The organism is Microcoleus sp. A006_D1 (assembly GCF_036702805.1).
GTDB lineage: Bacteria > Cyanobacteriota > Cyanobacteriia > Cyanobacteriales > Microcoleaceae > Microcoleus.
In genome coordinates, this window is the sequence record NZ_JAUBVZ010000004.1 from 317,363 (window position 1) to 340,562 (window position 23,200).

Consider the following 23,200-nt stretch of genomic DNA (forward strand, 5'->3'; position numbering starts at 1 on the left):
CGATGTATCCTAAACGCGAGAAATCCCAACCTTTTAGTCAACTGTTTTTTACAAAAGTTTACCATCCCCTCTGGGGGTATTGGTGCGATCGCCTCTGGGGGCAATTCGTGGCGGGCGATCGCTGATTTGACGAGGATTCAGGCTGTGAAGCCTGAATTTTCATGATTTGCGATCGGAGATTAAATAATTATTAAAAATTAATCGAATTTTATACCTACAGCCCGCACTTTCAAGCTTTTTGATAAGTATTATCAATAATTTTGTAAATCTTAACTGCGAAATGTATCAATATCAAAGCTATGACAGAAATATTAAGAAATTATAAAATTATAAATGAAAGCCAAAAATTAGTTTTATTCTCAACTCTTGAGAATTAGTAGCATTAGTTGCTCGATAACAAAAGCACCACAATTAGCTGTGAGCTAGTAAAGGCAAGAGTTTGTGGTGTTTTAGAAACTAAAAACCCAGATATTATTGCTGTCAATCTGTCTAAAGCAGTGTTTTTGCGATGTCTGCCGCGTGAAAGTGCGATTCCCTACGGGATAGCTACGCTTCACGGCTCTTTTCGCACGGGTGTATTCTCAAGAACATCAAACTTCTAATGCAACTATTCTCAAGTAATTCCGCAAACAACCTACAGGAGGTTTGCCAGCAGTGCAACACTCAACACCAGACTCAACTACAGATTTAGTTCCCTCAGAATTTCCCAAACAATTAGATATCGCTCAAGTTACTATCTACGGACTCAGCTTTTTATCCGCCGGCTTATTTCTGTTTTTACCCTTAGTTAACCTATTGCATCCGAGTCCTTGGCAGCGGTGGATGGGAGCAATTCACGGCACCGGTGCAATGCTGGCATTAGTCGTCATGGTTTATACAGGACATCTCGCATTTCCCTTAATGCGTGGTGCCGGTAAAATCTTGCCACAAATGCGTACTTTAGCCTTTTGGTCAACTCTTTTGAGTTTTTTAGCCATTTCTACCGGCAACTGGGCTTATATGCGTTATCGCGCCAGCGCAGAGTTTGGCGGAGCTCGCGCTTGGCTGAAAGAAAACTCGCCTTTAGGGCAGTACGTTTTGATGGAATATCACGAATTTAGCGTGCTATTTACCTTGCCTTTGACAGTAGCTTGCGCGTGGATTTTGTGGAACTACGGCGACTCAATCCTAGACAAGAAAAATCGCCCGGTTCTCACAGCAACCTGCGTCGCTTTGGCAGCAATCATGTTTTTTGCAATGGGCGGTATGGTGAGCGGACTTGGTGTTGCTAAAATTCGAGCTTTATAGTCCAATACGCTTGGGTTAACGCTCATGTCATTGCGAGTTCTTAGCGCAGCAATCCCCAAGACTATGACGCTTCTCAATTAACTAAAATGCACTCGGACAAATCAGTTGCTTAACTGAATTATATCGGTTTGTAGTCGTCTTTAGTTGCGTAACTAAAGACAAACGAGTAATGACTAAATTTAGGAGAATTTTGAAATGACAAGACAGTTATATCGACAAAATTCTGGTGACAGTGAACCTGCTTACGGTAAATTCTGGAGCAAATTAAAACAGTTTCCCAGAGGTTTATCTGAAGGCTCAGAAACTGCACCTAGCGTCACTGGCCCGGCGGCAGCGGCATTAATTAGTGCAGCAATCGGCTGTTTCACAATGATGGTGACTCACCACTTTTCAGACACATCCAAAGACATAGAGAAAATTGTTTGGAATCTTGGTACTTGGATTCCGGGAAGCAAGACTGGTGATGAATTGTGGGGAAACATCGGCAGTTATACGGGCAAGGAAACCATGTTGCTTGTAGGCTGGCTGATTAGTTGGCCGATTCTCCACACTCTCTGGAAAAACAAGAACATTAAAAGCCGCACCATATTTGTATGGATGATTAGTTTATTGGTTGCATCTACAGCTATGTGCTGGCATCCTCTATTTCCCTATTTGCCGTTAACTTAAATAATCTGAGGTTTGATTGATGGAACCAAAAAATAAGCCACTCCCTGCGAAGGAGATGCACAAAATAGTTTGGGCTTGTGTGGGAGTTTTGACTCTTTGTTTTGTGACTTATCCAATTGCGATGCTTCGAGTTACGCAAAAAGAAAAGTTTCGCGGTATTTATGTCAAGTCTTTGACAATGGAGTTGAAAAAGCCTGATGGTACAGCAGCAGATGTTAAGGTTGCTGATAAGCCGGCCCAAACAGCTATTGCCAGTAGCGGTGCGCTTCCGGCTGTAGTTGCTGACAGTCAAAAAAAGCTGCCTGAAAAGTCTCCTGATGTTGTACCTTTCACTAATAAGTCTACTGAACCGGCTATTGCGAGTAGCGGTACAGACAAGACTGTGCAAGCTGTTCCTGTATCAGCAGGCCAGCAGGAAGCTCAGGCGGTCAATAGGACTAATCAGACAGCAGAAATTACCGATCGCGCCAAACTAGAGGAATTAACTCTGAAATTGTACGATCGCATTAATCAAGGTTGGCAAACTAGCCCTACCTTTACACAAAATCTAGTGTATCGCGTGAGTGCGAGTCTTGACGGGGCGATCGCAAATTTCGAGCCGCTCAATCAACCAGCCAAGGATTTCACCCAAGAAACTCCCCTGCCAAACTTGCAGAAGTCTTCCCAGACTGAAAGTAACAGTGGTGAAGTACCCGCAGCCAAGTTTACCGTAGTGTTTGCTCCTAATGGAATCTTGGAAGTTAACCCCTAACTGAGGCCACAAACTATCCGGCAAGGTGCGTGACGCGCGCCTTGCTTTTCATTTTTTCTGAAATCAGGAAAAAGACGCAATATCTATGCAGTAGGGTGCGGAGTCCGCGCCTTACCGCTTTAGGTCTTAAAAAACACACTGTTTGCCTAAATTCCATTCAATCAAAAAATATGATATCCTAAACATTGCGCTTTATTGCACTCTACATCAAAAACCACAAATGAAAGAACTTGACGATAAAAAAACCCAAGAACTGCTAGCCACCATCATGGAATGGGAACTAGCAGGAGTTGTGCGCTACACTCACTATTCACTGATGGTGACAGGCCCAAACCGTATCCCCATCGTGCAATTTTTTAAAGCACAAGCAACTGAATCCCTACTCCACGCGCAACAAGCAGGAGAAATTCTCACAGGTTTAGAAGGGCATCCCAGCCAAAAAATTGCTACGATTGAAGAAACCTACAAACACTCAGTGAAAGACCTTTTAGAAGAAAGTCTAAATCACGAGAAAAAAGCTCTGGAAAAGTATAAATATTTACTTGAAGTCGTGACAGACGCCAGCGTTTACTTGGAAGAATATGCCCGCACCCTAATTGGTCAAGAAGAACTGCACCAAGTAGAACTGAAAAAAATGCTTAGGGATTTCAGTTAAGGGAAGTAATAGCCCGCAGTCCTTAATTATTAATCGAATTAGTTTGTAGTAAGGACTTTAGTCCTTATTAACTAAAAGTCTCGCAAAGGAGGACTGAAGTCCTCACTACAAACTTTATGGAGGACTGAAGTCCTCACTACGAACTTTATGGAACTGACTTTTAGTGAAGCCATACCGACTTTTGTCATTACTCTGCGCGAAGGTGTCGAAGCAGCCCTAGTTGTGGGAATTGTGCTCGCTTGCTTGAAAAAAGCCGACCAAAGTAACCTTAATTCCTGGGTTTATGCAGGTGTCGGATCGGGAATTACTGCCAGTGCTTTTGTGGGTGTATTATTTAATGGATTGCTCGCAGCACTATCGACATCTAATCAGCCCTATGCACCAGCAATTAAACAGCTATTAGAGGGCGTGTTGGGGATTGTGGCGATCGCCATGCTAAGCTGGATGCTAATTTGGATGACTCAGCAAGCACGGTTTCTCAAAGCCGAAGTTGAAGGGGCAGTTACAGCAGCTTTGACAGAAAATACTCAGGCCGGCTGGGGCGTATTTGGCTTAATCTTTATTGCGGTACTGCGCGAAGGTTTTGAAACAGTTTTATTTGTCAGCGCTCAATTTCAACAGGGTTTGAGTCCCGCTTTGGGCGCTTTGGGCGGTTTGACTGGGGCGGCAATCATTGGCGCGCTGCTGTTTAAGTGGGGCGTAAAAATTGATATCCGCTTGTTTTTCAAGTTTATGGGGATTTTGTTGCTGTTAATTGTCGCCGGTTTGGTAGTATCTGCACTCAAGCATTTTGACGCCTCTGCTGCTATTTTGTCGCAGACGGATAGCAAGTATGCAGCGATTTGTGTTTTTTACGATCGCACCGCACTCCTTCACTCTTGTATTTTAGGCCCAATGGTGTGGAATGCAGCGGGAGTTTTGCCCGATCGGCAATTTCCGGGAGTCATTCTCAAAGCACTGTTTGGATACAGAGATCAAATCTATCTTTTGCAAGCCGTTGGTTATACAATATTCTTAGCTGCGATCGGCGGTCTTTACTTCCAAAAATTAGACTCTAAGCCGACTGTTCCGAGCAAAAATACTCCGTCTCCGCAAGAGCCAACTAGCTAGTTATCGGTAGTTACGCGGTTTTTATCCCTTGTTTAACTAATGATGAGGGCGATTAAAAAAATAGCCCCACTTCCAAAAAATCGGCCTAATTTTTCCAGGTTGGGGGATTGACTACTAGACTTTTTTATGATACCATTTAATAATGGGAATGTAATCTATTTTTTTATAATAAGTCGTACTCCGATTATTGAATTATACCTTCAATAGACTTCAAAAGCAAGCCCTAGGCCTCGAAAAAAAAAATGTTTTTTTCAACTAAACTTAACAAACTTTAACAATTAACAGTTAACGATTAAGGTGGGTATCCAAGCAGCGGACTACCGTTAGCGTCATTCTGTGAAGCAGGCGCACCTAGAAGAAAGTTAAGGCTGGCGATCGACCAAAAATCGGCCGACACAATGCTTTTGGCGAACATTTTTCTGATAAGTGCTCAAGAGGGCTTATGATTAGTACAAGAATATTCACAAACAGCGGAAAGTTCTTAATGAACTTTATAATCCTTAATGAAGCTTAAAATTAAAAAATTGCTCCTTAAAGTTACCTGGAACCCCCAGAAGGCTGTATCGTCCGCCATCTGGTTAGCGGTGAGATAAATGATGATGCCTCGGATACTTGTTATTGATGATGACGCGGCGATCGCCGAACTCGTAGCCGTCAACCTCGAAATGGCTGGTTACGAAGTCACCCAGGCAGAAGACGGCATCAAAGGTCAGGCACTGGCAATACAAATGCTGCCTGACCTGATCATGCTAGACCTGATGCTACCTAGAGTAGACGGATTCACAGTGTGTCAGCGGTTGCGGCGGGACGATCGCACATCCGACATTCCCGTCTTGATGTTGACAGCCTTAAGTCAAACTCAAGACAAAGTAGAAGGCTTCAACTCCGGCGCCGACGATTACCTGACCAAACCCTTTGAACTAGAAGAGATGCTGGCGCGAGTGCGAGCCTTGCTGAGACGCACAGACCGCATCCCCCAAGCAGCGAAACACTCCGAAATCCTGAATTACGGCCCGCTGACCCTTGTCCCCGAAAGATTTGAAGCTGTTTGGTACGTGAATACCGTCAAACTGACTCACCTAGAGTTCGAGTTGCTGCACTGCTTGCTCCAGCGCCACGGTCAGACAGTCTCTCCCAGCGAAATTCTCAAAGAAGTGTGGGGTTACGACCCCGACGACGACATCGAAACTATTCGCGTACACATCAGACATCTGAGAACCAAGATGGAACCAGATCCGCGCCATCCTCGGTACATCAAAACCGTATACGGAGCCGGTTACTGTCTGGAATTGCCCAGCAACGAGCAAGTCGCCGAGGAAACCAAATCCTCTGCTTGAGCTAGCGCGCCACAGGCTACAAGCAGTTAACAATCTAGCTAGAAAAGCCTGAGACCAAATGCTCTCAGGCTTTTTAACGTCTACATGGAAAGTGCTGTATTTGTATTGAATTTAATAAAATACTAGATCGAAAAGCCTTCAGCTTTAACGCAACCGTCGCAATTACAAACTCAAAACTTGTCTTCGATCTTCCCCTTCCCTCAAGCCACCTCAGAATCGGAACGTTCGTGTTCCATGCGAAATACGTTAGCGTACAAACTAGCCACAATCTGTTTGCCTTCTTGAGTCAACTGCAAGTAACCCAGAGATTCGCTGATGTGTGGATAAATGCCGCTCCAGTAAAACTTAGAGTAGCTTTGCAGCAAGTCGCCCGGATGTCGGTAGCCCAAAACTTTAGTAGCACCGCTTTCTTCCAACTCGTAAAACAGCGCGCCAATTTTCTGCAAATATTGTGGGTTGCTGAGCTGACCTATCAAGTCAGCACCGCGAACTAAATTAGAATAATTAACTGCATCTTCGTCAGTGTTGCCGTCAAGCACCGAGAAACGAGTCTGTTCTATGTTCTGCTTAATTATTTCAGCATTAATTAGCTTGTGGTTGCCGAAGCGCTCGTCAATGAACAGTTTAGCTCTGTCAACTCGGTAAGGAGCTAGGCTGGCGGCTGTTGCACCGTTTGCCAGTGCAATTCTCATGCCATCTTTTCCCGTAGCATACAATCCTGCTGATGCTTGGTCTTGCCGGCAAACTCCTTTGACATATCCGATATCTTGGCACAGCAAAGAAATGATGTAGTGCAGCCAATTTTCGCAGGAGACTCCGCCTTTGCGAATGTGTTTTCCCCGCAATATTTCTTGACCGACTAAGGTAATGCAAATGGCGTGTTCTACATTGTGATAAAGGGCGTCGCTGCTGGCGATGTTTTCTAACGCCATTGCTCCTACCCAGGCAATAATGTCGGCATAGTCTGATTTGTAGCCTCCATAAGTGCGGCTGTACCCGTTCTCCAGTTGTTTAATGAAAGCCTCGATCAGCAGTTCTGTAGAATTAAACATACCCTGTCCTTTTACCTGAATATTGCCTTTCAACAGCAGTGAATCTATCTTGAATTTTTATAAATTTAGGAAGGAGATTTTCAGTAAAAACTTAAATCTCATTCACGGGGAACCGCTGTTTGCCCTTGCCCGATCGCAGTAAGTTCAAAACTTGCAAGCAACTCAGTCCATGACTGACACCCATCCCCGCCGCACTGCATAGAGCAGCCTGCTGACAATTTTGCGATCGTCTGAGCTTCTTAAACTCTGAGAATTAATTTCGTATTGAATCTGGTGGAACACTGTCCGATCGATCTTACCTGATTTCCAAATGTTCAAGTAAACTTCCGAGATTGTATATTCAGGAATATAAGTTTTGGTTGTCATCTGCGGTCAACTCCATGTATATTTCTTATTCTCGGGCAATTTTAGATAACTTTATGTGATATCGATCCGCCTTTGACTGTGATGATCTCGCAGGCTGGAGTTGATGCGCGTCTGGCAAAAATAGTAGTTCGATCCCAATATCGACCGTTCTAGATTTTGCTGGCCGCTGTAACCCGCATCACAGTTGCGCTTAAATTATACTCAGCCACTACCCTTCGCCCCAGACACTGGTAAGTCGCAACTTGCACTTGCTGCAAGGAAAGATCGCGTGCTGCGGCAAATTCCTTGCCAAAAAAAGTCTAGTGGTGTAATATATAGAGTCTGGTATCCTCACTTACCCATAATTATTTTCATTTATCCCGTCCCCCCAGAGGGGAAGGGACTTTCAGTGCGGATGCCGCCAAATCACTATATTCAGCAAAAAGCTAGAAATGCCGTAACTCATGCCCACTATTCAGCAACTCATCCGTTCAGCACGGGAACAAACGCAGAAAAAAACCAAATCGCCAGCTCTCAAGAGTTGCCCCCAGCGCCGCGGAGTTTGCACCAGAGTCTACACGACCACCCCGAAAAAACCTAACTCGGCGCTGCGGAAGGTGGCTCGGGTACGGCTGACTTCTGGTTTTGAAGTGACCGCCTACATTCCCGGCATCGGTCACAACTTGCAAGAACACTCAGTAGTAATGATCCGTGGCGGTCGGGTAAAAGATTTACCCGGAGTTAGATACCACATCATTCGCGGTACATTAGACACCGCCGGAGTGAAAGACCGCAAGCAAGGTCGTTCCAAGTACGGGGCCAAGCGTCCTAAAGAGAAAAAATAACACGGCGATCGCCCGATCGCCGGGGTGGAAAAGCAAAAATAAGTCTGATCTGTCGATCAAGATTTGAGCCAAAACCCCAAATTCAATCAATCAAAATCAAAAATCGCAAAATAGAACTATGTCTCGCCGCACAGTTATTCAAAAACGTCCAGTTCCGCCAGATCCAACTTACAACAGCCGGTTGGTAAGCATGATGGTGAGACGGATCATGCAGCACGGCAAAAAATCCGTTGCCTCCAGCATCGTCTACGACGCGCTAAAGACCATCCAAGAACGCACAGGAGCCGAACCGTTAGACTTGTTTGAAAAAGCAGTCAAAAACGCTACACCCCTGGTAGAAGTCAAAGCCCGCCGAGTTGGTGGCGCCACCTACCAAGTGCCAATGGAAGTACGTTCCGATCGCGGAACCACCCTCGCCCTCCGCTGGCTGATCAGATTCGCCCGCGCCCGCACAGGCCGCTCAATGGCCGCCAAGCTGGCTAACGAACTGATGGATGCAGCGAACGAAACAGGCAGTGCCATTCGCAAGCGCGAAGAAACACACCGTATGGCCGAAGCTAACAAGGCTTTTGCTCACTACCGGTACTAATTGCCAACTAGGGCATGGAGCAGAGATCGATCGTGCGGCATAAAAGCCTCGGACGATCAATTGAAAAGTGTAAATTTTGAGTATTGAGATTGCTTTTCCTGGGGCAATGCTGCCGGCCATTAGTGAAGCAAACTCAAAACTCCCAAAGTAAAAATTCACCTGTCTCTGAATCCTCCATGTCGCATCCTTAATATTTTTGTAAACAAATGTTGCAAAAAATATTAAAATGTAACAATAAGCTCAATATACTTATCTTGTAAGTCGATTGGGAGTGCAAAATAAGGTTCTGTGTAGTATAATAGTATTATAACAGCAACACAAAATCAAAGGAGATAGCTGTGGCACGTATCGTCCCGCTAGAAAAAACTCGCAACATCGGCATCGCAGCCCACATAGATGCGGGCAAAACAACGACAACAGAAAGGATTCTGTTCTATTCTGGCATGGTTCACAAAATGGGTGAAGTGCACGAGGGGACAGCAGTCACTGACTGGATGGAGCAAGAGCGGGAGCGGGGAATTACGATTACTGCTGCCGCTATCACCACCAGTTGGAAAGATTACAAAATCAACATCATCGACACTCCCGGACACGTAGACTTCACGATCGAAGTCGAACGATCGATGCGAGTGCTCGACGGAGTGATCGCAGTGTTCTGCTCGGTAGGCGGAGTGCAGCCGCAATCGGAAACAGTTTGGCGACAAGCCGATAGGTATCATGTACCTCGGATTGTGTTTGTCAACAAAATGGATCGGATGGGTGCAAACTTCTATAAAGTCCACGCCCAAATTCGCGATCGCATGAGAGCGAATGCCGTACCAGTCCAAATCCCGATCGGCAGCGAAGAAAACTTCCGGGGAATTGTAGATTTAGTGCAAATGAAAGCCTACATCTACAACAACAACACCGGCACCGATATCGAGGAAATAGAAATCCCCGATGAAGTAAAAGAACTCGCAGCAGAATATCGCACCAAGCTGATCGAATCCGTAGCAGAAACCAGCGACGCCCTCACGGCAAAATACCTCGAAGGCGAAGAACTAACGGAAGCCGAAATCCGCCATGCCCTGCGCCGAGGCACAATCTCCGGGGCAATAGTCCCCGTGCTGTGCGGTTCTGCCTTCAAAAACAAAGGCGTTCAGCTTTTGTTGGATGGAGTGATAGACTACCTGCCGTCGCCCTTGGAAGTTCCTGCAATTCAAGGACTACTGCCCAACGGCGACACAGCAGAGCGAGCAGCAGACGACAACGCTCCCCTGTCAGCCCTGGCATTCAAGATTATGGCAGACCCTTACGGCCGCCTGACCTTTGTTCGGGTATACTCCGGTATCCTCAAAAAAGGAACCTACGTCCTCAACTCCACCAAAGACAAAAAAGAGCGGGTTTCTCGCCTAATTGTACTCAAAGCGGACGATCGGATAGAAGTTGAGGAACTGCGGGCCGGAGACTTGGGAGCAGCCTTGGGTTTGAAAGACACCTTCACCGGCGATACCATCTGCGATGAAGCAGCGCCAGTGATTCTGGAATCCCTGTTTATTCCAGAGCCAGTCATCTCCGTGGCTGTCGAACCCAAAACCAAACAAGACATGGAGAAGCTCTCCAAAGCCCTCCAGTCGCTGTCGGAAGAAGACCCCACCTTCCGAGTCAACGTTGACCCAGAAACCAACCAGACAGTCATCGCCGGCATGGGCGAACTACACCTGGAAATATTGGTAGACAGGATGTTGCGGGAATTCAAAGTAGAAGCCAACGTGGGTCAGCCACAAGTAGCCTACCGCGAAACCATTCGCAAAGCAGTCCGCGCCGAAGGTAAATTTATCCGCCAAAGTGGCGGTAAAGGTCAGTACGGTCACGTCGTGATCGAACTAGAACCCACCGAAGTCGGAACTGGCTTTGAATTTGTCTCCAAAATTGTCGGCGGCACTGTACCGAAAGAGTACATCGGCCCGGCAGGACAAGGGATGAAAGAAGCCTGCGAATCAGGTATTGTAGCAGGATATCCCGTGATTGACCTTAAAGCTACTATGGTAGATGGGTCTTTCCACGACGTAGACTCCTCAGAAATGGCATTTAAGATCGCCGGTTCAATGGCGATCAAAGAAGCCGTGATGAAGGCGTCGCCAGTGCTGCTAGAGCCTATGATGAAAGTAGAGGTTGAAGTTCCCGAAGATTACATCGGGAACGTCATCGGAGACCTCAACTCGCGTCGGGGTCAGATCGAAGGTCAAGAGACGGATCAGGGAATTGCCAAAGTTTCTGTAAAGGTTCCACTAGCAGAAATGTTTGGTTACGCTACTGACATCCGCTCGAAAACCCAAGGTCGAGGCATCTTCACAATGGAATTCAGCCATTACGAAGAAGTGCCGCGAAATGTGGCTGAAGCCATTATCGCCAAGAACAAAGGGAACTAATGATTTGAGGTTTTAGATTTTGGATTTTGGATTGAATCCAAAATCTAAAATTTCAAATCTCAAGTCTAAAATCGCTAAAAAAAACAAGGAACAGATCGAGAATGGCACGCGCAAAATTTGAACGGACTAAACCCCACGTAAACATCGGCACAATCGGTCACGTTGACCACGGCAAAACAACTTTGACCGCGGCGATTACGATGACTCTTTCAGCATTGGGTCAGGCTAAGGGTAAGAACTACGCCGACATCGACGCTGCGCCAGAAGAAAAAGCACGCGGTATTACGATTAATACTGCTCACGTAGAATACGAAACCACAGGTCGTCACTACGCCCACGTGGATTGCCCCGGACACGCTGACTATGTGAAAAACATGATCACCGGTGCTGCTCAAATGGACGGTGGCATTCTAGTAGTGTCAGCGGCAGATGGCCCCATGCCTCAAACTCGCGAACACATCCTGCTAGCTAAGCAAGTTGGCGTTCCCAGCCTGGTTGTCTTCTTGAACAAGGAAGACATGGTGGATGACGCTGAACTGTTGGAATTGGTAGAACTGGAAGTTCGTGAACTTTTGAGTTCTTACGATTTTCCTGGCGATGACATCCCCATCGTGACCGGTTCGGGATTGAAAGCTCTCGAAGCGATGCTTGCTAATCCCAAAACCAAAGAAGGCGAAAATGAGTGGGTTGACAAGATTTACAAGCTGATGCAAGCAGTAGATTCTTACATCCCTACTCCAGAACGCGAAATTGACAAGCCTTTCTTGATGGCTGTAGAAGACGTATTCTCGATTACTGGTCGGGGTACTGTCGCCACTGGTCGGATTGAGCGCGGCACAGTCAAAGTCGGCGAAACCGTCGAAGTGATTGGTCTTAAGGACACTCGCAGCACTACGGTGACTGGTGTGGAAATGTTCACCAAGTCCTTGGAAGAAGGCTTGGCCGGCGACAACGTGGGTCTACTTCTCCGGGGTATTTTGAAGGCTGATATTGAAAGAGGCATGGTAATTGCCAAGCCGAAGAGCATCTTGCCTCACACTCAGTTTGAATCTGAAGTGTACATCCTCAAAAAGGAAGAAGGCGGCCGTCACACGCCCTTTTTCTCTGGCTACCGCCCTCAATTCTACGTCCGCACAACTGACGTAACCGGTACAATCAAGCAGTTTACTGCTGATGACGGCTCGGAGGCTGAAATGGTGATGCCTGGTGACCGGATCAAAATGACTGTGGAGCTGATTCACCCGATCGCGATCGAACAAGGAATGCGCTTCGCCATCCGCGAAGGCGGCCGCACCGTCGGCGCCGGCGTTGTTTCCAAAATCCTCAAGTAGGAATCCGCGCTCCGCTTTAAATAGCAGAAAAGCCTAATCAAATTTAGTGGCTTTTCTGCTATTTAGTCATTAGTTAGTGGTTAGTGGTTATTGGTTAGTGGTTATTGGTTAGTGGTTAGTAGTTAGTAGTTATTGGTTATTGGTTATTGATAAAATGTTCGATAACAAATAACAAATAACAAATAACAAATAACAAATAACAAATAACAAATAACAAATAACAGACAACAAAAAATAAACTGAACCTAGAAAATTCAACAAAAAAAATGGCAACAATTCAACAGCAAAAAATTCGGATTCGCCTCAAAGCTTTCGATCGCCGAATTTTAGACGCATCTTGCGAAAAGATTGTAGAGACAGCAAATCGGACAGCAGCCACCGCGATCGGCCCGATTCCCCTACCGACAAAACGACGGATTTATTGCTTGCTGCGATCGCCCCACGTAGACAAAGATTCTCGCGAACACTTTGAAACCCGCACGCACCGTCGCATTATCGACATTCACCAGCCGTCAGCCAAAACAATTGATGCTTTGATGAAACTGGATTTGCCAGCCGGCGTAGATATCGAAGTCAAGCTGTAGATTGACGCATCTCAAACGCAGAAAGAAGGAACAATGGAAAAATACATTGTTCCTTTTTTGCTAAAAGTGCGATCGACAGCAGTCGTTAGTCATTAGTCAGCAGTCATTAGTCATTAGCATTTTGTAGGGGCGGGTTTAGCTAAGGATATATGATACAAATGACTAAAAAAAGGGCAAAACCCGCCCTCAGTCATTAGTCAGCAGTCATTCGTCAGTAGTCAGTAGTCATTCGTCAGTAGTCATTGGTTTGTAAGTAAATCGCTCCAATTAAAGGTAAATTTTTATAAATTAGGGATAATCAAACAAACGCTGATTTTAAAGTGGGTATCATAGCGTTTGAAATAGTTATTTAAGCAAAAACATAATTTTTATCATTTTGAAGGCATGACGGCTTGTTAGAGCTGGCAGCGGTTGCTGGGAGCATGGGCGATCGCGATCGATAGATCGAATCTGCGTCGCAAAAGCCCGATCGTCCCCGTCCCAGAATTACTCAAATCAGTTAAAGTAAGAAAAAGAAGCGCAAGTACCGTCACCTTTGAGCGACAATGGCATCCTCCTCCTCCTCCTCCGCAGTTCGCGAACTCCCCTTATTTCCGTTGCCGGAAGTGGTTCTATTTCCAGGTAGACCGCTGCCGCTGCAAATCTTCGAGTTTCGCTATCGAATTATGATGAATACGATTCTGGAGGGCGATCGCCGTTTCGGTGTGCTCATGTGGGACCCCAACCAAAACAAAGTCTCAGCCGTTGGCTGTTGCGCCGAAGTAATTCATTGCCAGCGCCTCCCGGACGATCGCATGAAAATCATGACTCTCGGACAGCAACGGTTCCGAGTCCTCGATGCCGTTCGGGAAAAACCCTATTTAGTCGGTTTAGTAGAATGGATTGAAGACGAACCGCCCCAAAAAGACCTCCGATCTTTGGGCAAAGAAGTCGAACAACTGCTAAGAGATGTAGTTCGCCTCTCTAGCAAATTGATGGATCAGCCGATCGACCTACCGGATGACATTCCCAGTTTGCCCACAGAACTGTCCTACTGGGTAGCCAGCTACCTTTACGGTGCAGCGACTGAACAGCAAACTCTTTTAGAATTGCAAGATACAGCAGCGAGATTGGAACGCGAAACCGAAATTTTAACTTCTACTCGCAATCACTTGGCAGCAAGGACTGTATTGAAAGATACGCTCCAGTAGCGAATTGGTGCAGGCAAAAAGTACGATCGGTTTTGCCTGCACTGAAGCCAAATTTACACACAAATCATACTATTTTCGATTTTAGATTTTCGCATTGGAGATTAAATAATTGAGAATTAATAGACCTTTTACAAAAATATCTAGGAACGGGCAAGATGCCCGTTCCACAAAAATAAATTTTTCTGTGGAACGGGCATCTTGCCCGTTCCAAAATTAGATGCTTGTGTTAGAAAATATCGACCAACCGAAACCATACGATGCAGTTAGAGGCGGTCAAGTGCCACCTCCTGTGGGCGGTGTCGTGCTCGGCGGACTAGCCGGAGTGAAACACCGACTGTCTAGTTCTGTCAGCGAACATCGAATTGCAGCCCTCAAGGAGTCCTTGAATTACGGCGATGCAGGCATAAAAATAGTCATCAAGATTTGTCAAAGCGAAACAGGGCCAGTGCAGCGCGCGGCCTGCGATTTGCTGCGAGACAGGCTGAGTGCGATCGCCCGCGAAAGATTACAGGCCTTTGTACCTGCAAGTTTAGATTCCGAAACTGGGGCAGACAAAACTCAAAAAATATTAGAGAACTCACCCGGTGCAGTCTCAGCCAAAACTAGCGATCGACAGTTGTCAGAAGCACAGTTAATATTTGAGACAACTATGCAGCAGATGCAGCCAAATTTGTTGCTGTTAGAAGCATTGGTAGCCTCTGTAGAACGGGAAGAATTTACCAGGGAACTGATGAATTTTTGGGATTTGTTAATCTTAGAAATTCAGGAACCTCTCAAGCAACTGCGTCAGGCTGTTAGCAGCGCGATTTCCGCCCAACTGCGGATTCAGTGGCAGTACAATCAAGCTGAATCTCAAGCCAATCAGTGGCAGCAGCGAGCTTTGCTAGCTCTTGAAAAAGGAGATGAAAACTCGGTGCGACACGCCTGGGTTCGCAAGCAGATCGAGTTAGATAAAGTGGCAGAAGTAAAAATTGATTTAGACGGACAAACTGTACGAGTAGAAACTCTCAACCGCAACTTGTTAGCTTTGGAAAGTAAGATTGCTGAAGCTAATTCTAAGAAAGAGATCCTCAAGATGCAGGTTCACTTTGCTAAGGTACAGGAGCAAATTAACTGCACTTTCAGCCAAATGAATAATATATTTTTCCGTCCTTAGTTGTCGAATTCTGCGCGTATATATTGCGTGATTTCAGAGTTGTCTAATGCAAAAGTGAATCGCCCCACTTAAATTTGTTTCGTCATCACGCTTAGCGCCTTCGAGGTTAGCACCGCATAAAAAGGCTCCGCTTAAATTAGCACCGCGCAAGTCAGCTCCTCTCAAATCGGCGCCCTGAAGATTGGCTTCATACAAAAATGCTCCTGTCAGGTTAGCCTGTTGGAGACTCGCTCCCCGGAGTTTTGCCTCACTTAAATTGGCTTCTCTGAGGTCTGTTTTGTCCAAGCAAGCATCAATGAGGTTGGCTTCCATTAAGTTGGCACCGTACAAGCAGGCGCCGGTAAAATCAACACCTATCATTTTTGTGTCGCTCAAATTGGCGTTTTTCAGGTTAGCCTCAACCATGTCAGCTCCTGTCAATCTGGCAAAAGTTAGATTGGCTCCAGTCAAATCGGCAGCATTTAGTTTTGCCATTACCAGGCAAGCATTCTTAAGGTCTGCAAAATTTAGTTTTGCCCAACTTAAATCTGCCAAAACTAAATTGATTTCTGTCAAATTAGCACAGGCTAAATTAATATGAATCAGGAAAGCTTCTCGCAAAGAAGCCTGTTTCAAATTGATTTCATGAAAATTTCTTTCTCCGGCTGCATATCGCTTCAGAAGTTCATCAGCATTCATCTGGCTAGCCTCCTAAGTTGTACTTAAAATTATACTACTGATAGTACACTGTAGCAACCAAAGATTTTTAAAGTTTCCGTGTGGTTTTTTAACTCTTCTAGTGCCGATCGCACTAATGTAGAACAAGCATCCGCTTCAACGTCCATAAAGAAAATATATTCTCCGAGCGATCGCTTAGTCGGTCGAGATTCAATCCGACTTAAATTAATACCGCGACTGGCAAATACTTGTAAAGGTTTTACCAGTGTTCCCGGCATATTGGCAGGTACGCTAAAAGCCAGTGACGTGTGAGTGCAATTCGCGGGCGTTGCGTCGGAGTACGAGTTAGCAGGTGGTGTAGTGGCGGATGTAATGGATGAGTCGTGGGCTTCTGGGGAGTTTCCCAGTTTTCCTGCATCCGGGCCAAGTATCCAAAATCGAGTGTAATTGTCGGGATAATCATTAATCGGGCTCGCTAGCACCGGCAATTTGTAGAGTTCGGCGGCTCTGGGGGAAGAGATTGCCGCTATACTGCTATCTTCCAGGTACTGCAAGGCTTCCGTGGTTGAATTCGCCGGGATCAATTGAGCCGCTGGGATAAACTTGCTCAACCACAACTGACACTGAGCGAGGGCTTGCGGGTGAGAGTAAACTTTTTGAATCTCATTAAAACTTTGAGCATTTGACAGCAGCGCGTGGGAAATCGGCAACACCAAGGCGTGTTTAATTCGCAGTGCATCCAGCCGCCACAGGGTATCGAGCGTTACGGTGACGCTACCTTCGATCGAATTTTCCACCGGCACAATTGAAAAGTCAACCAGCCCAGAGGCAGATGCCTCTAGTGCCTGAGAAATGGTGGAATAAGGACACAGGGTGCATTCCGAGTTAGTTTCTTGGCTTAACCACTTGACATAAGACAGAGCGGCTGTTTCTGCATTAGTACCTCTAGGGCCGAGATGTGCGATCCTCTTCGAGGGCTTCGCTAACGAAATTTTCATAATAATCGGCAATTTTGCGTTACAAATGTTTGCTTTACTCTAATCGGGCAGCAAGTATGATGAAAAAATTAGCCTCAGTCCAGAAAGGTTTTATCCGTTATTTCTCGGATGACATTGCGGGAGTGCGTGAGTTAAGGCGCGACTGATATCGCCTTAAAAAAGTTATAGTTTATTAAGATATGCTTACAAATCCTATATATTGATATCCTCTCATGTATATCAGCTTTAATTCTTCCCAATCCGTTGAGATCGCCGTACCAGATGAACGGGTTCCCATTCAACATTATCTGCGCCAGCCGAGGCGACTGGTAAATGCCCTAGTCGATCGCACTCGTACTGTTCAGCTAAGCGATGACTGTTTCCGCCTCAAAATGCGCCCGCTACAATTTATGATGCTGAGCATTCAACCCACAGTAGACATGAGGGTGTGGGCGGAGTCGGACGGCACGATCAATTTGGAGTCTGTTGCTTGCGAAATTCTCGGTGTGGGTTATATAAACGATCGCTTTGCTCTCAATCTCAAAGGACAGCTTGCGGCACACCAAACCAGCGGGGTAACGTACTTGAAGGGAAAAGCCGATTTGGAAGTGCAAGTAGAGTTACCGCCGCCGTTTTGGCTGACGCCCAAACCAATTTTAGAAGCAACGGGCAACGGTTTGCTCAAAAGCGTGCTGCTGAGCGTCAAACAGCGGTTGATGTACCAGTTGCTTTTAGATTACCGCCACTGGGCAAGCAGCGAAACAGAGGTAATATCGAGCGATATCCCCCAAATCTTATCTCTAGAAGGCTAAATTGGTAGTATAGAAGCTGTTAATTAATTTAGAGACCTATGCGGGCAAAAATCAGCTCAATTGCCCAGCGATCGGTCACGCCATCGAATAGTACACCCTGAACTGTGTTGGAGTTAGCCTGCCGGCTTAGATAGGGGTCGGTCAGTCAAGATCGATGTGAGTCAGCGCTCCCTCTTCGTCGTCTTCGATGATTCCCCCAGCCAGAGACCAAGCAGTTGATTTGTCTTTTGAAACTTCGTCCTTTTGGTCGGCGAGTTCGCGCTGCGGCGACCTGGTTATTTTGCCCGTTTGCACATTCGTCGCGCCCACCCGAATTCGGATTTTTGGCCCGGAATTGCCCAAGCGAATGGTCATCCCGTCCGCCACTGACACCTGAGCGATCGGTCTATCATCTACATAAGTGCCGTTAGCACCAAAATTAATAATTTCCCACCCAGAAGCATGATTCCACAGTTCTACGTGGTGGCGGGAAACTACAGCGCTGTAAATAATTACATCATTGTCGTTCGATCGACCGATCCGCACCACAGATTCCGATTCAAAACACCAACTTTGAACCGGGACAGACTGGATAGGATGTAGCAGAGTTAAGGTAATCACGAATATTTTGACACTCCCCCGCAATACAGAAACAGGGATGATTCAAGAGCAAATTTTGGGGATAAAACCGCAAAAAATTTGATGATTAAAGGCGTTGTCAGTGCGCCGCTACTCCCTCGCGCTACAGAAGTTAACCAATTATTAATGCCGGAGTTTCTAGATAAAATACGAGTTGGTAGTATCAAACAGCATAGGTATTTTTGAGTTGCTAACATTTTCCTTATTGATGCGATACCTTTAAAATACAATGCTTTGAGCAGCACTGGAATGCCTGGCACAGAAACCTCAATCTCATGCACCGAAAATACCGCCGATCGACCTTGCAGGAGCGTGCCGCCCCAAAAACGCGATCGGCAAGTAGTCGCTTTCTCGATTCCCAAGGCCCCACTTCAGAACAAATCCGACTCTGGCGGCTCCGGGGCCGCCGAGGGCGGTGCAGAGTCATGCCTTTGTCGCTGCTTCAACTCTGCAACTTTTTCTTGAGCTACATCCCTGACTTCTAGAGCTTTATCTTGGAGTTTTTGGGCCAGACTTTGAGCGTTGCGCTTGACGCCGGCCGCATTTTTGAAAGTTCTGTCGAAATCCTCGTGCAAAAACTCTGCTACCTGACCGACTTTTTTGTGAAGTCCCTCTGCGTACTGCACGGGTTCCGATACAGCAGCCTCAGAGACGATCGCCCGCTTGCTGCCGAGGGTCGAAATAGCGGCCACCGGCAGCAAGTAAATCCCGTCTAAAACACCGCGCCAGCCGCTCGAAGAAAACAGGTAGCTGAGCACTGAACCGGTGCGGGCATCAAATAGGTAGTCAACCACCGTACCTGCTTTATTTCCGGCGTCGGTGAGAACTTCCAGCCCGATCGGACAGACAGCTTGTTCCGGCTGATCCAATGGGGGCAGTTCCGGGTTAATGGTGACAAAAACATTTTCGCCCACCGTATCAACTTGCGCCCAAGCGAACCAGGTTTTTTTGCTGCCCAAAAGTCCCGACTTGCAAGTAAAGCCGATCGCCCGCTGAGAGTGAGAATCGAGCCACAGCCGATCGACCCTGCCGACCTCTTCCGCGGTTCTGCGGTCGATCGTGCGGCGGCCTTGCAATTCGCTGCGCTTAACAATCTGTGGTTGTGATGTGCTCATAAATAAACTCCTGAGTGCCGCCGATAGAAAAATGTCGATCGTTCAAAGATGCCGATTTAATATTCTTCTTCCGAATAATGGCGAGTATTTTCTGCCTCAGTTAACTCTTCCTCATCCCTGGAAGTGCCAACTTCTTTTTGGTCGCGAATAGGAATCGTCCTAAGGGAGGCGCCCCCCGAGGGAGCGTTAATTGCCAATTCATCCCTTGGCTTGACGCTAAGAAGCCCTAACTGGACTGAGGACTGATCCGGGCCGACGTTGATTTGAATTTTCGGCCCAGAGCGAGCTAAGTGAACGATCAGACCGTCCACAATGGGAACCTTAGCGATCGGCTTACCATCGAGGTAAGTGCCGTTGGTACCTAAATTGATCAGTTCCCAAGTTATGCCGCTGCGCCGCAATTCGATATGGCGACGAGAAACCACAGCGCTAAAAAGAACGACGTGGTTTTCGGTCGATCGCCCGATGCGGACGACCTGCTCGTCTTCAAAGATCCAACTGCGGACGGGTATAGACTGGAGTGGATGTAGCAAGGTCAGCTTAATCACATTGGCAGCATTGAGTTTTGGTAGAGCGCCTCAAGATGCGATTTTAGATGTTAGACTTTCGATCGCCCAATCCAAACTCGATCTAAGAGATTTGAAATAGAAATGTAACCAGGTCTCCTTTGCCCAGAGAGATGCGGTCTCCCGGTCGCAACCGGTGTCGGTTGCCCTTGGGCAGGGGAGTATTGTTGACATAAGTGCCGTTGGAACTGCCTACATCTTCTAGGTAGCAAGCATCTCCCTCCACCCGGAGATTTGCGTGCACCCGAGAAACTATCTCAGAATTAGCAAATCCCGAAACATCAATATCCGGCGGCACCAAGTCATTGGGCTTGCCGATGTGAACCACAGACAGACTGTGAGGCAATTCGATCGGCGTATTTGTCTGAACGTGTATCAGGCGCGCCGACTGCTGTTGCAGTTGAGTTTTCGCCACACCCGCTGGCTGTAAGTCTGGAACTGGGGGAGAGGTATTTACTGCTGTTGTCACCGATTCAGTTGTAACAGGAACCGAGGGCAACGGCGGGGGTTCTGGAATCGGAGGAATGGTGTCGGGAGTTTTTTCCAAGTTCGGCCCGATAGTTGGGGTAACTACAGTTTCCAGTGCAATCAGGGGTTCGGTTGGTGCGGGTTGCTGCACCGGTGGCGATACCACTGTGGGGCCGACCGTGGAGGCGGACGGTACAGTTAACTCAACTTCTGGAACTGTGGAACCCGGACGCAAGTTAAAGCCGCACTGACCGCAAAATGCTGCATCTGTCTGAACCGCAGCACCGCAGTTTGAGCAACTTGCGGTAACGGGTAAAGGCGTGTAGCAAGCCTCGCACTGGCTGGCCCCGTCGGGGTTCTGGTGATTGCAATTGGGACAGACAATCATCGATTTCTCCTTGAAGAAGGCCTTCTTTTCAAATCAGCCTCATAAAAATAGTCGTGTATATGGTCAAATTTTAACTTTAACCGCCACAATTCTCATATTGATTCGCTAATACTAGCAACTGAGCTTGCGCCGTGACATTCGGGTTGAAGGGAAAGATTGAGTTAGTGATAGTGCTGAATGTGTTTGCCCAAGCGCTCTGTCGGCTATTTTACTGATTCGCCAGCGGCCGCATCGAGCAGCCACCAAAGTTCGCCCTCAGGTTGAACGAGTCTGGCCGGATAGGTCATGGGGTCGGCTGCGGGGGCAAAAATTTGAGCCAGGGCTGGTTGTTTGCTGGCTCCGGCCACCATGAAGATGACGCACCGGGCGTGGTTGATTAAGGGGACTGTAAAGGTGATGCGGGGTTGACCGTCTTTGTTGCCGACAGTTACTAGGGCGTCGCGCACTTGCAAGGCTGCGGTGCCGGGAAATAGAGAGGCTGTGTGGGCGTCGTCTCCTATGCCCAATAGAATGATGTCGATCGCGGGAAACTCGCCGTCGGATATTTTGAAGAACTGCTGCAATTCGGTTTGGTAGGCCTTGGCGTCGGCTGCGGGGGCACCGGAGCCTGTGGGCACGGGGTGGATGTTGCTGGCGGGGATGTTTGCTCGATCGAGCCAAGCCAGGCGCGCCATTTTTTGATTGCTGTCCGGGTGTTCTGGGGAAACGTACCGTTCGTCGCCCCAGAAAACGTGAATTTTGTCCCAAGGTAGGTCTTGGGTGGCGATCGCTCTGTAGAGCGGTTCTGGTGTGCTTCCACCGGCTAAGGCGATCGTACAAAGTCCGCGTTCGGAGATGGCTGCGGTGATTTTCGACAGGACAACCCGGAGCGATCGCTCTATTAGTTCTTCCCGATTTACTAATACTTCTACTATTTTTTGCATTTATCAGAAAAATTGGGTTTAAAACCTCCCCCTTGTAGGGGGACTTTACATTGAGCTGCGTTTCAGTTTACCATAGCATCAGTTGTTTGGTAAGCAATGTGTTAAAAGCCTATAAGTACAGAATCTATCCAACCGACGAGCAAGCGGTATTGCTGGCTAAGTCGTTTGGCTGTGCGCGATGGTTTTACAATTTTGCTCTCAACCTTACTAACGAAACCTACAAAGCAACAGGTAAAGGTTTAAGTCGTAATCAGATAATTAACCTACTACCATCTTTAAAAAAAGAACATGAATGGTTAACAGAACCTCCATCACAATGTTTGCAGCAAGCAGCGTTAGACCTGTCTACTGCCTTCTTAAATTTCTTTGAAAAGAGGGCTAAATACCCAAATTTTAAGAAGAAGGAACAAAAGCAATCTATTCGTTTCCGTCAAAAAATAAAAATAGATGGTAGCTACTTAACTTTGCCAAAATTAGGTAAAGTTTACGGCAAAATATCTCGATTTCCAGTCGGGAAATTAAAGTCTGTGACTGTATCTCTGACGCCATCTGGGGAATACTATGGAGCTGGTCTCTATGATGACGGTAAAAACCAGCCAGAGTCAACATCAGAAGGTAAAGCTTTAGGCATAGATATGGGATTAACTCACTATGCCATTACTTCAGATGGAACCAAGCACGGCAATCCCAAATATAATCGCAAATATGAGGTAAGACTTGCTAAAAAGCAAAAGCAACTCAGCCGCAAGCATCAGGGTTCTGCTAATAGGAACAAAGCACGAATTAAAGTTGCTATAGTCCACATCAAAATTACTAGATGCCGAGAAGATTTTTTACACAAACTAAGTCGTAAATTAGTTGACGAAAACCAAGTCATCGTAGTAGAGAATCTCGCCGTAAAAAACATGGTGAAAAACCACAAGCTAGCCAAGTCAATTACTGACGCTGGCTGGAGTAAATTTTGCACCATGTTAAAATACAAGGCCCAATGGTCAGGGAAAATATATATTGAAGTAGATCGATTTTTCCCGAGTTCAAAAACTTGTAATAACTGCTTGCATCAAATAGATATTCTGAGTTTAGATATCCGTAGTTGGCAATGTCCTAAATGCCAGATGAGGCATGACAGGGATATCAACGCGGCTATCAACATCAGAGATGAAGGTTTACGAATTTTGGCGGGAGGGCATCTCGCTACTGCTTCTGGACAACGTGTAAGACCATCTAAAGGCACTGCTTTTAGAGGCGATGTTGGGTGAAGGAAGAATCCCACGCCTTCAGGCTGGGGAGTTGTCAAATTCCTCTCAACTTTTCTTGGGTGTTGTTCTCAGCAATTGCCAATTTTGCTGGGAAATTTTGTTGTT

The 23,200-nt window shown here is 46.7% G+C and carries 25 protein-coding genes; 16 read left to right on the plus strand and 9 right to left on the minus strand.

Features of this window, described 5'->3' with window-relative positions:
• The first annotated feature begins 2 nt into the window (after positions 1 to 2).
• The 7 genes from QUB68_RS09720 (at position 3) to QUB68_RS09750 (ending at position 5,809) form a co-directional block, all read left to right on the plus strand.
• Positions 3 to 125: a hypothetical protein gene (locus QUB68_RS09720; RefSeq protein ID WP_332991685.1), complete on the plus strand. Its 123-nt coding sequence runs from the start codon at positions 3 to 5 to the stop codon at positions 123 to 125.
• A 529-nt stretch (positions 126 to 654) separates the two neighbouring features.
• Positions 655 to 1,287 (plus strand): hypothetical protein, encoded by a 633-nt coding sequence (locus QUB68_RS09725; RefSeq protein WP_332991686.1) that lies wholly within the window; start codon positions 655 to 657, stop codon positions 1,285 to 1,287.
• A gap of 195 nt (positions 1,288 to 1,482) precedes the next feature.
• Complete coding sequence (locus tag QUB68_RS09730) at positions 1,483 to 1,956, plus strand: hypothetical protein (protein ID WP_332991688.1); 474 nt, start codon at positions 1,483 to 1,485, stop codon at positions 1,954 to 1,956.
• Positions 1,957 to 1,975: 19 nt separating this feature from the next.
• Positions 1,976 to 2,707 (plus strand): hypothetical protein, encoded by a 732-nt coding sequence (locus tag QUB68_RS09735; RefSeq protein WP_332991690.1) that lies wholly within the window; start codon positions 1,976 to 1,978, stop codon positions 2,705 to 2,707.
• 220 nt (positions 2,708 to 2,927) lie between these two features.
• Positions 2,928 to 3,362 (plus strand): ferritin-like domain-containing protein, encoded by a 435-nt coding sequence (locus QUB68_RS09740; RefSeq protein WP_332991691.1) that lies wholly within the window; start codon positions 2,928 to 2,930, stop codon positions 3,360 to 3,362.
• Positions 3,363 to 3,515: 153 nt separating this feature from the next.
• On the plus strand, positions 3,516 to 4,472 hold the full coding sequence (locus QUB68_RS09745; RefSeq protein ID WP_332991943.1) for an FTR1 family iron permease: 957 nt from the start codon (positions 3,516 to 3,518) through the stop codon (positions 4,470 to 4,472).
• A 599-nt stretch (positions 4,473 to 5,071) separates the two neighbouring features.
• Complete coding sequence (locus QUB68_RS09750; protein ID WP_332991944.1) at positions 5,072 to 5,809, plus strand: response regulator transcription factor; 738 nt, start codon at positions 5,072 to 5,074, stop codon at positions 5,807 to 5,809.
• Positions 5,810 to 6,009: 200 nt separating this feature from the next.
• On the opposite strand, the gene QUB68_RS09755 is transcribed toward QUB68_RS09750, so the two are convergent.
• Positions 6,010 to 6,861 carry an Npun_R2479 family HD domain-containing metalloprotein gene (locus tag QUB68_RS09755; protein ID WP_332991693.1) on the minus strand — a complete coding sequence of 284 codons (852 nt, stop codon included), beginning with the start codon at positions 6,859 to 6,861 and terminating at the stop codon, positions 6,010 to 6,012.
• Between the two features lie 162 nt (positions 6,862 to 7,023).
• Complete coding sequence (locus QUB68_RS09760; RefSeq protein ID WP_332991695.1) at positions 7,024 to 7,227, minus strand: hypothetical protein; 204 nt, start codon at positions 7,225 to 7,227, stop codon at positions 7,024 to 7,026.
• Positions 7,228 to 7,670: 443 nt separating this feature from the next.
• Here QUB68_RS09760 and rpsL point away from each other — a divergent pair, with 443 nt between their 5' ends.
• From rpsL to QUB68_RS09795, 7 genes are all read left to right on the plus strand, one after another.
• On the plus strand, positions 7,671 to 8,051 hold the full coding sequence (gene rpsL, locus QUB68_RS09765) for a 30S ribosomal protein S12 (RefSeq protein WP_006632197.1): 381 nt from the start codon (positions 7,671 to 7,673) through the stop codon (positions 8,049 to 8,051).
• Between the two features lie 118 nt (positions 8,052 to 8,169).
• Positions 8,170 to 8,640, plus strand: a complete 471-nt coding sequence (gene rpsG / locus QUB68_RS09770; protein WP_006632196.1) for a 30S ribosomal protein S7 — start codon at positions 8,170 to 8,172, stop codon at positions 8,638 to 8,640.
• A gap of 338 nt (positions 8,641 to 8,978) precedes the next feature.
• Complete coding sequence (fusA, locus tag QUB68_RS09775; RefSeq protein ID WP_332991698.1) at positions 8,979 to 11,051, plus strand: elongation factor G; 2,073 nt, start codon at positions 8,979 to 8,981, stop codon at positions 11,049 to 11,051.
• A gap of 101 nt (positions 11,052 to 11,152) precedes the next feature.
• Positions 11,153 to 12,382 carry an elongation factor Tu gene (gene tuf / locus QUB68_RS09780; RefSeq protein WP_332991700.1) on the plus strand — a complete coding sequence of 410 codons (1,230 nt, stop codon included), beginning with the start codon at positions 11,153 to 11,155 and terminating at the stop codon, positions 12,380 to 12,382.
• A gap of 266 nt (positions 12,383 to 12,648) precedes the next feature.
• The gene (gene rpsJ / locus QUB68_RS09785; protein ID WP_442923062.1) at positions 12,649 to 12,966 is read left to right on the plus strand and encodes a 30S ribosomal protein S10; all 318 of its coding nucleotides are present in this window, start codon (positions 12,649 to 12,651) and stop codon (positions 12,964 to 12,966) included.
• Positions 12,967 to 13,511: 545 nt separating this feature from the next.
• On the plus strand, positions 13,512 to 14,156 hold the full coding sequence (locus QUB68_RS09790) for an LON peptidase substrate-binding domain-containing protein (RefSeq protein ID WP_332991702.1): 645 nt from the start codon (positions 13,512 to 13,514) through the stop codon (positions 14,154 to 14,156).
• 217 nt (positions 14,157 to 14,373) lie between these two features.
• Complete coding sequence (locus tag QUB68_RS09795; protein ID WP_332991704.1) at positions 14,374 to 15,312, plus strand: PspA/IM30 family protein; 939 nt, start codon at positions 14,374 to 14,376, stop codon at positions 15,310 to 15,312.
• A 33-nt stretch (positions 15,313 to 15,345) separates the two neighbouring features.
• Here QUB68_RS09795 and QUB68_RS09800 read toward each other — a convergent pair whose 3' ends face one another.
• Positions 15,346 to 15,990, minus strand: a complete 645-nt coding sequence (locus QUB68_RS09800) for a pentapeptide repeat-containing protein (RefSeq protein ID WP_332991705.1) — start codon at positions 15,988 to 15,990, stop codon at positions 15,346 to 15,348.
• A 29-nt stretch (positions 15,991 to 16,019) separates the two neighbouring features.
• Positions 16,020 to 16,967 (minus strand): prephenate dehydratase, encoded by a 948-nt coding sequence (pheA, locus tag QUB68_RS09805; protein WP_332991707.1) that lies wholly within the window; start codon positions 16,965 to 16,967, stop codon positions 16,020 to 16,022.
• A 212-nt stretch (positions 16,968 to 17,179) separates the two neighbouring features.
• Here pheA and QUB68_RS09810 point away from each other — a divergent pair, with 212 nt between their 5' ends.
• Positions 17,180 to 17,758: a DUF1997 domain-containing protein gene (locus QUB68_RS09810; RefSeq protein WP_332991708.1), complete on the plus strand. Its 579-nt coding sequence runs from the start codon at positions 17,180 to 17,182 to the stop codon at positions 17,756 to 17,758.
• 141 nt (positions 17,759 to 17,899) lie between these two features.
• Here QUB68_RS09810 and QUB68_RS09815 read toward each other — a convergent pair whose 3' ends face one another.
• From QUB68_RS09815 to pgl, 5 genes are all read right to left on the minus strand, one after another.
• Positions 17,900 to 18,358, minus strand: a complete 459-nt coding sequence (locus QUB68_RS09815) for an FHA domain-containing protein (protein ID WP_332991710.1) — start codon at positions 18,356 to 18,358, stop codon at positions 17,900 to 17,902.
• 389 nt (positions 18,359 to 18,747) lie between these two features.
• Positions 18,748 to 19,491, minus strand: coding sequence for a PRC-barrel domain-containing protein (locus QUB68_RS09820; protein WP_332991712.1), 744 nt, complete (start codon positions 19,489 to 19,491; stop codon positions 18,748 to 18,750).
• A gap of 56 nt (positions 19,492 to 19,547) precedes the next feature.
• On the minus strand, positions 19,548 to 20,039 hold the full coding sequence (locus QUB68_RS09825; RefSeq protein WP_332991714.1) for an FHA domain-containing protein: 492 nt from the start codon (positions 20,037 to 20,039) through the stop codon (positions 19,548 to 19,550).
• 82 nt (positions 20,040 to 20,121) lie between these two features.
• Positions 20,122 to 20,913, minus strand: coding sequence for an FHA domain-containing protein (locus QUB68_RS09830; RefSeq protein ID WP_332991716.1), 792 nt, complete (start codon positions 20,911 to 20,913; stop codon positions 20,122 to 20,124).
• 203 nt (positions 20,914 to 21,116) lie between these two features.
• Positions 21,117 to 21,836 (minus strand): 6-phosphogluconolactonase, encoded by a 720-nt coding sequence (gene pgl, locus QUB68_RS09835; protein ID WP_332991718.1) that lies wholly within the window; start codon positions 21,834 to 21,836, stop codon positions 21,117 to 21,119.
• Positions 21,837 to 21,934: 98 nt separating this feature from the next.
• Between pgl and tnpB the strand changes: the two genes are divergently transcribed.
• The gene (gene tnpB, locus QUB68_RS09840) at positions 21,935 to 23,095 is read left to right on the plus strand and encodes an IS200/IS605 family element RNA-guided endonuclease TnpB (protein WP_332991720.1); all 1,161 of its coding nucleotides are present in this window, start codon (positions 21,935 to 21,937) and stop codon (positions 23,093 to 23,095) included.
• Positions 23,096 to 23,200: the final 105 nt, after the last annotated feature.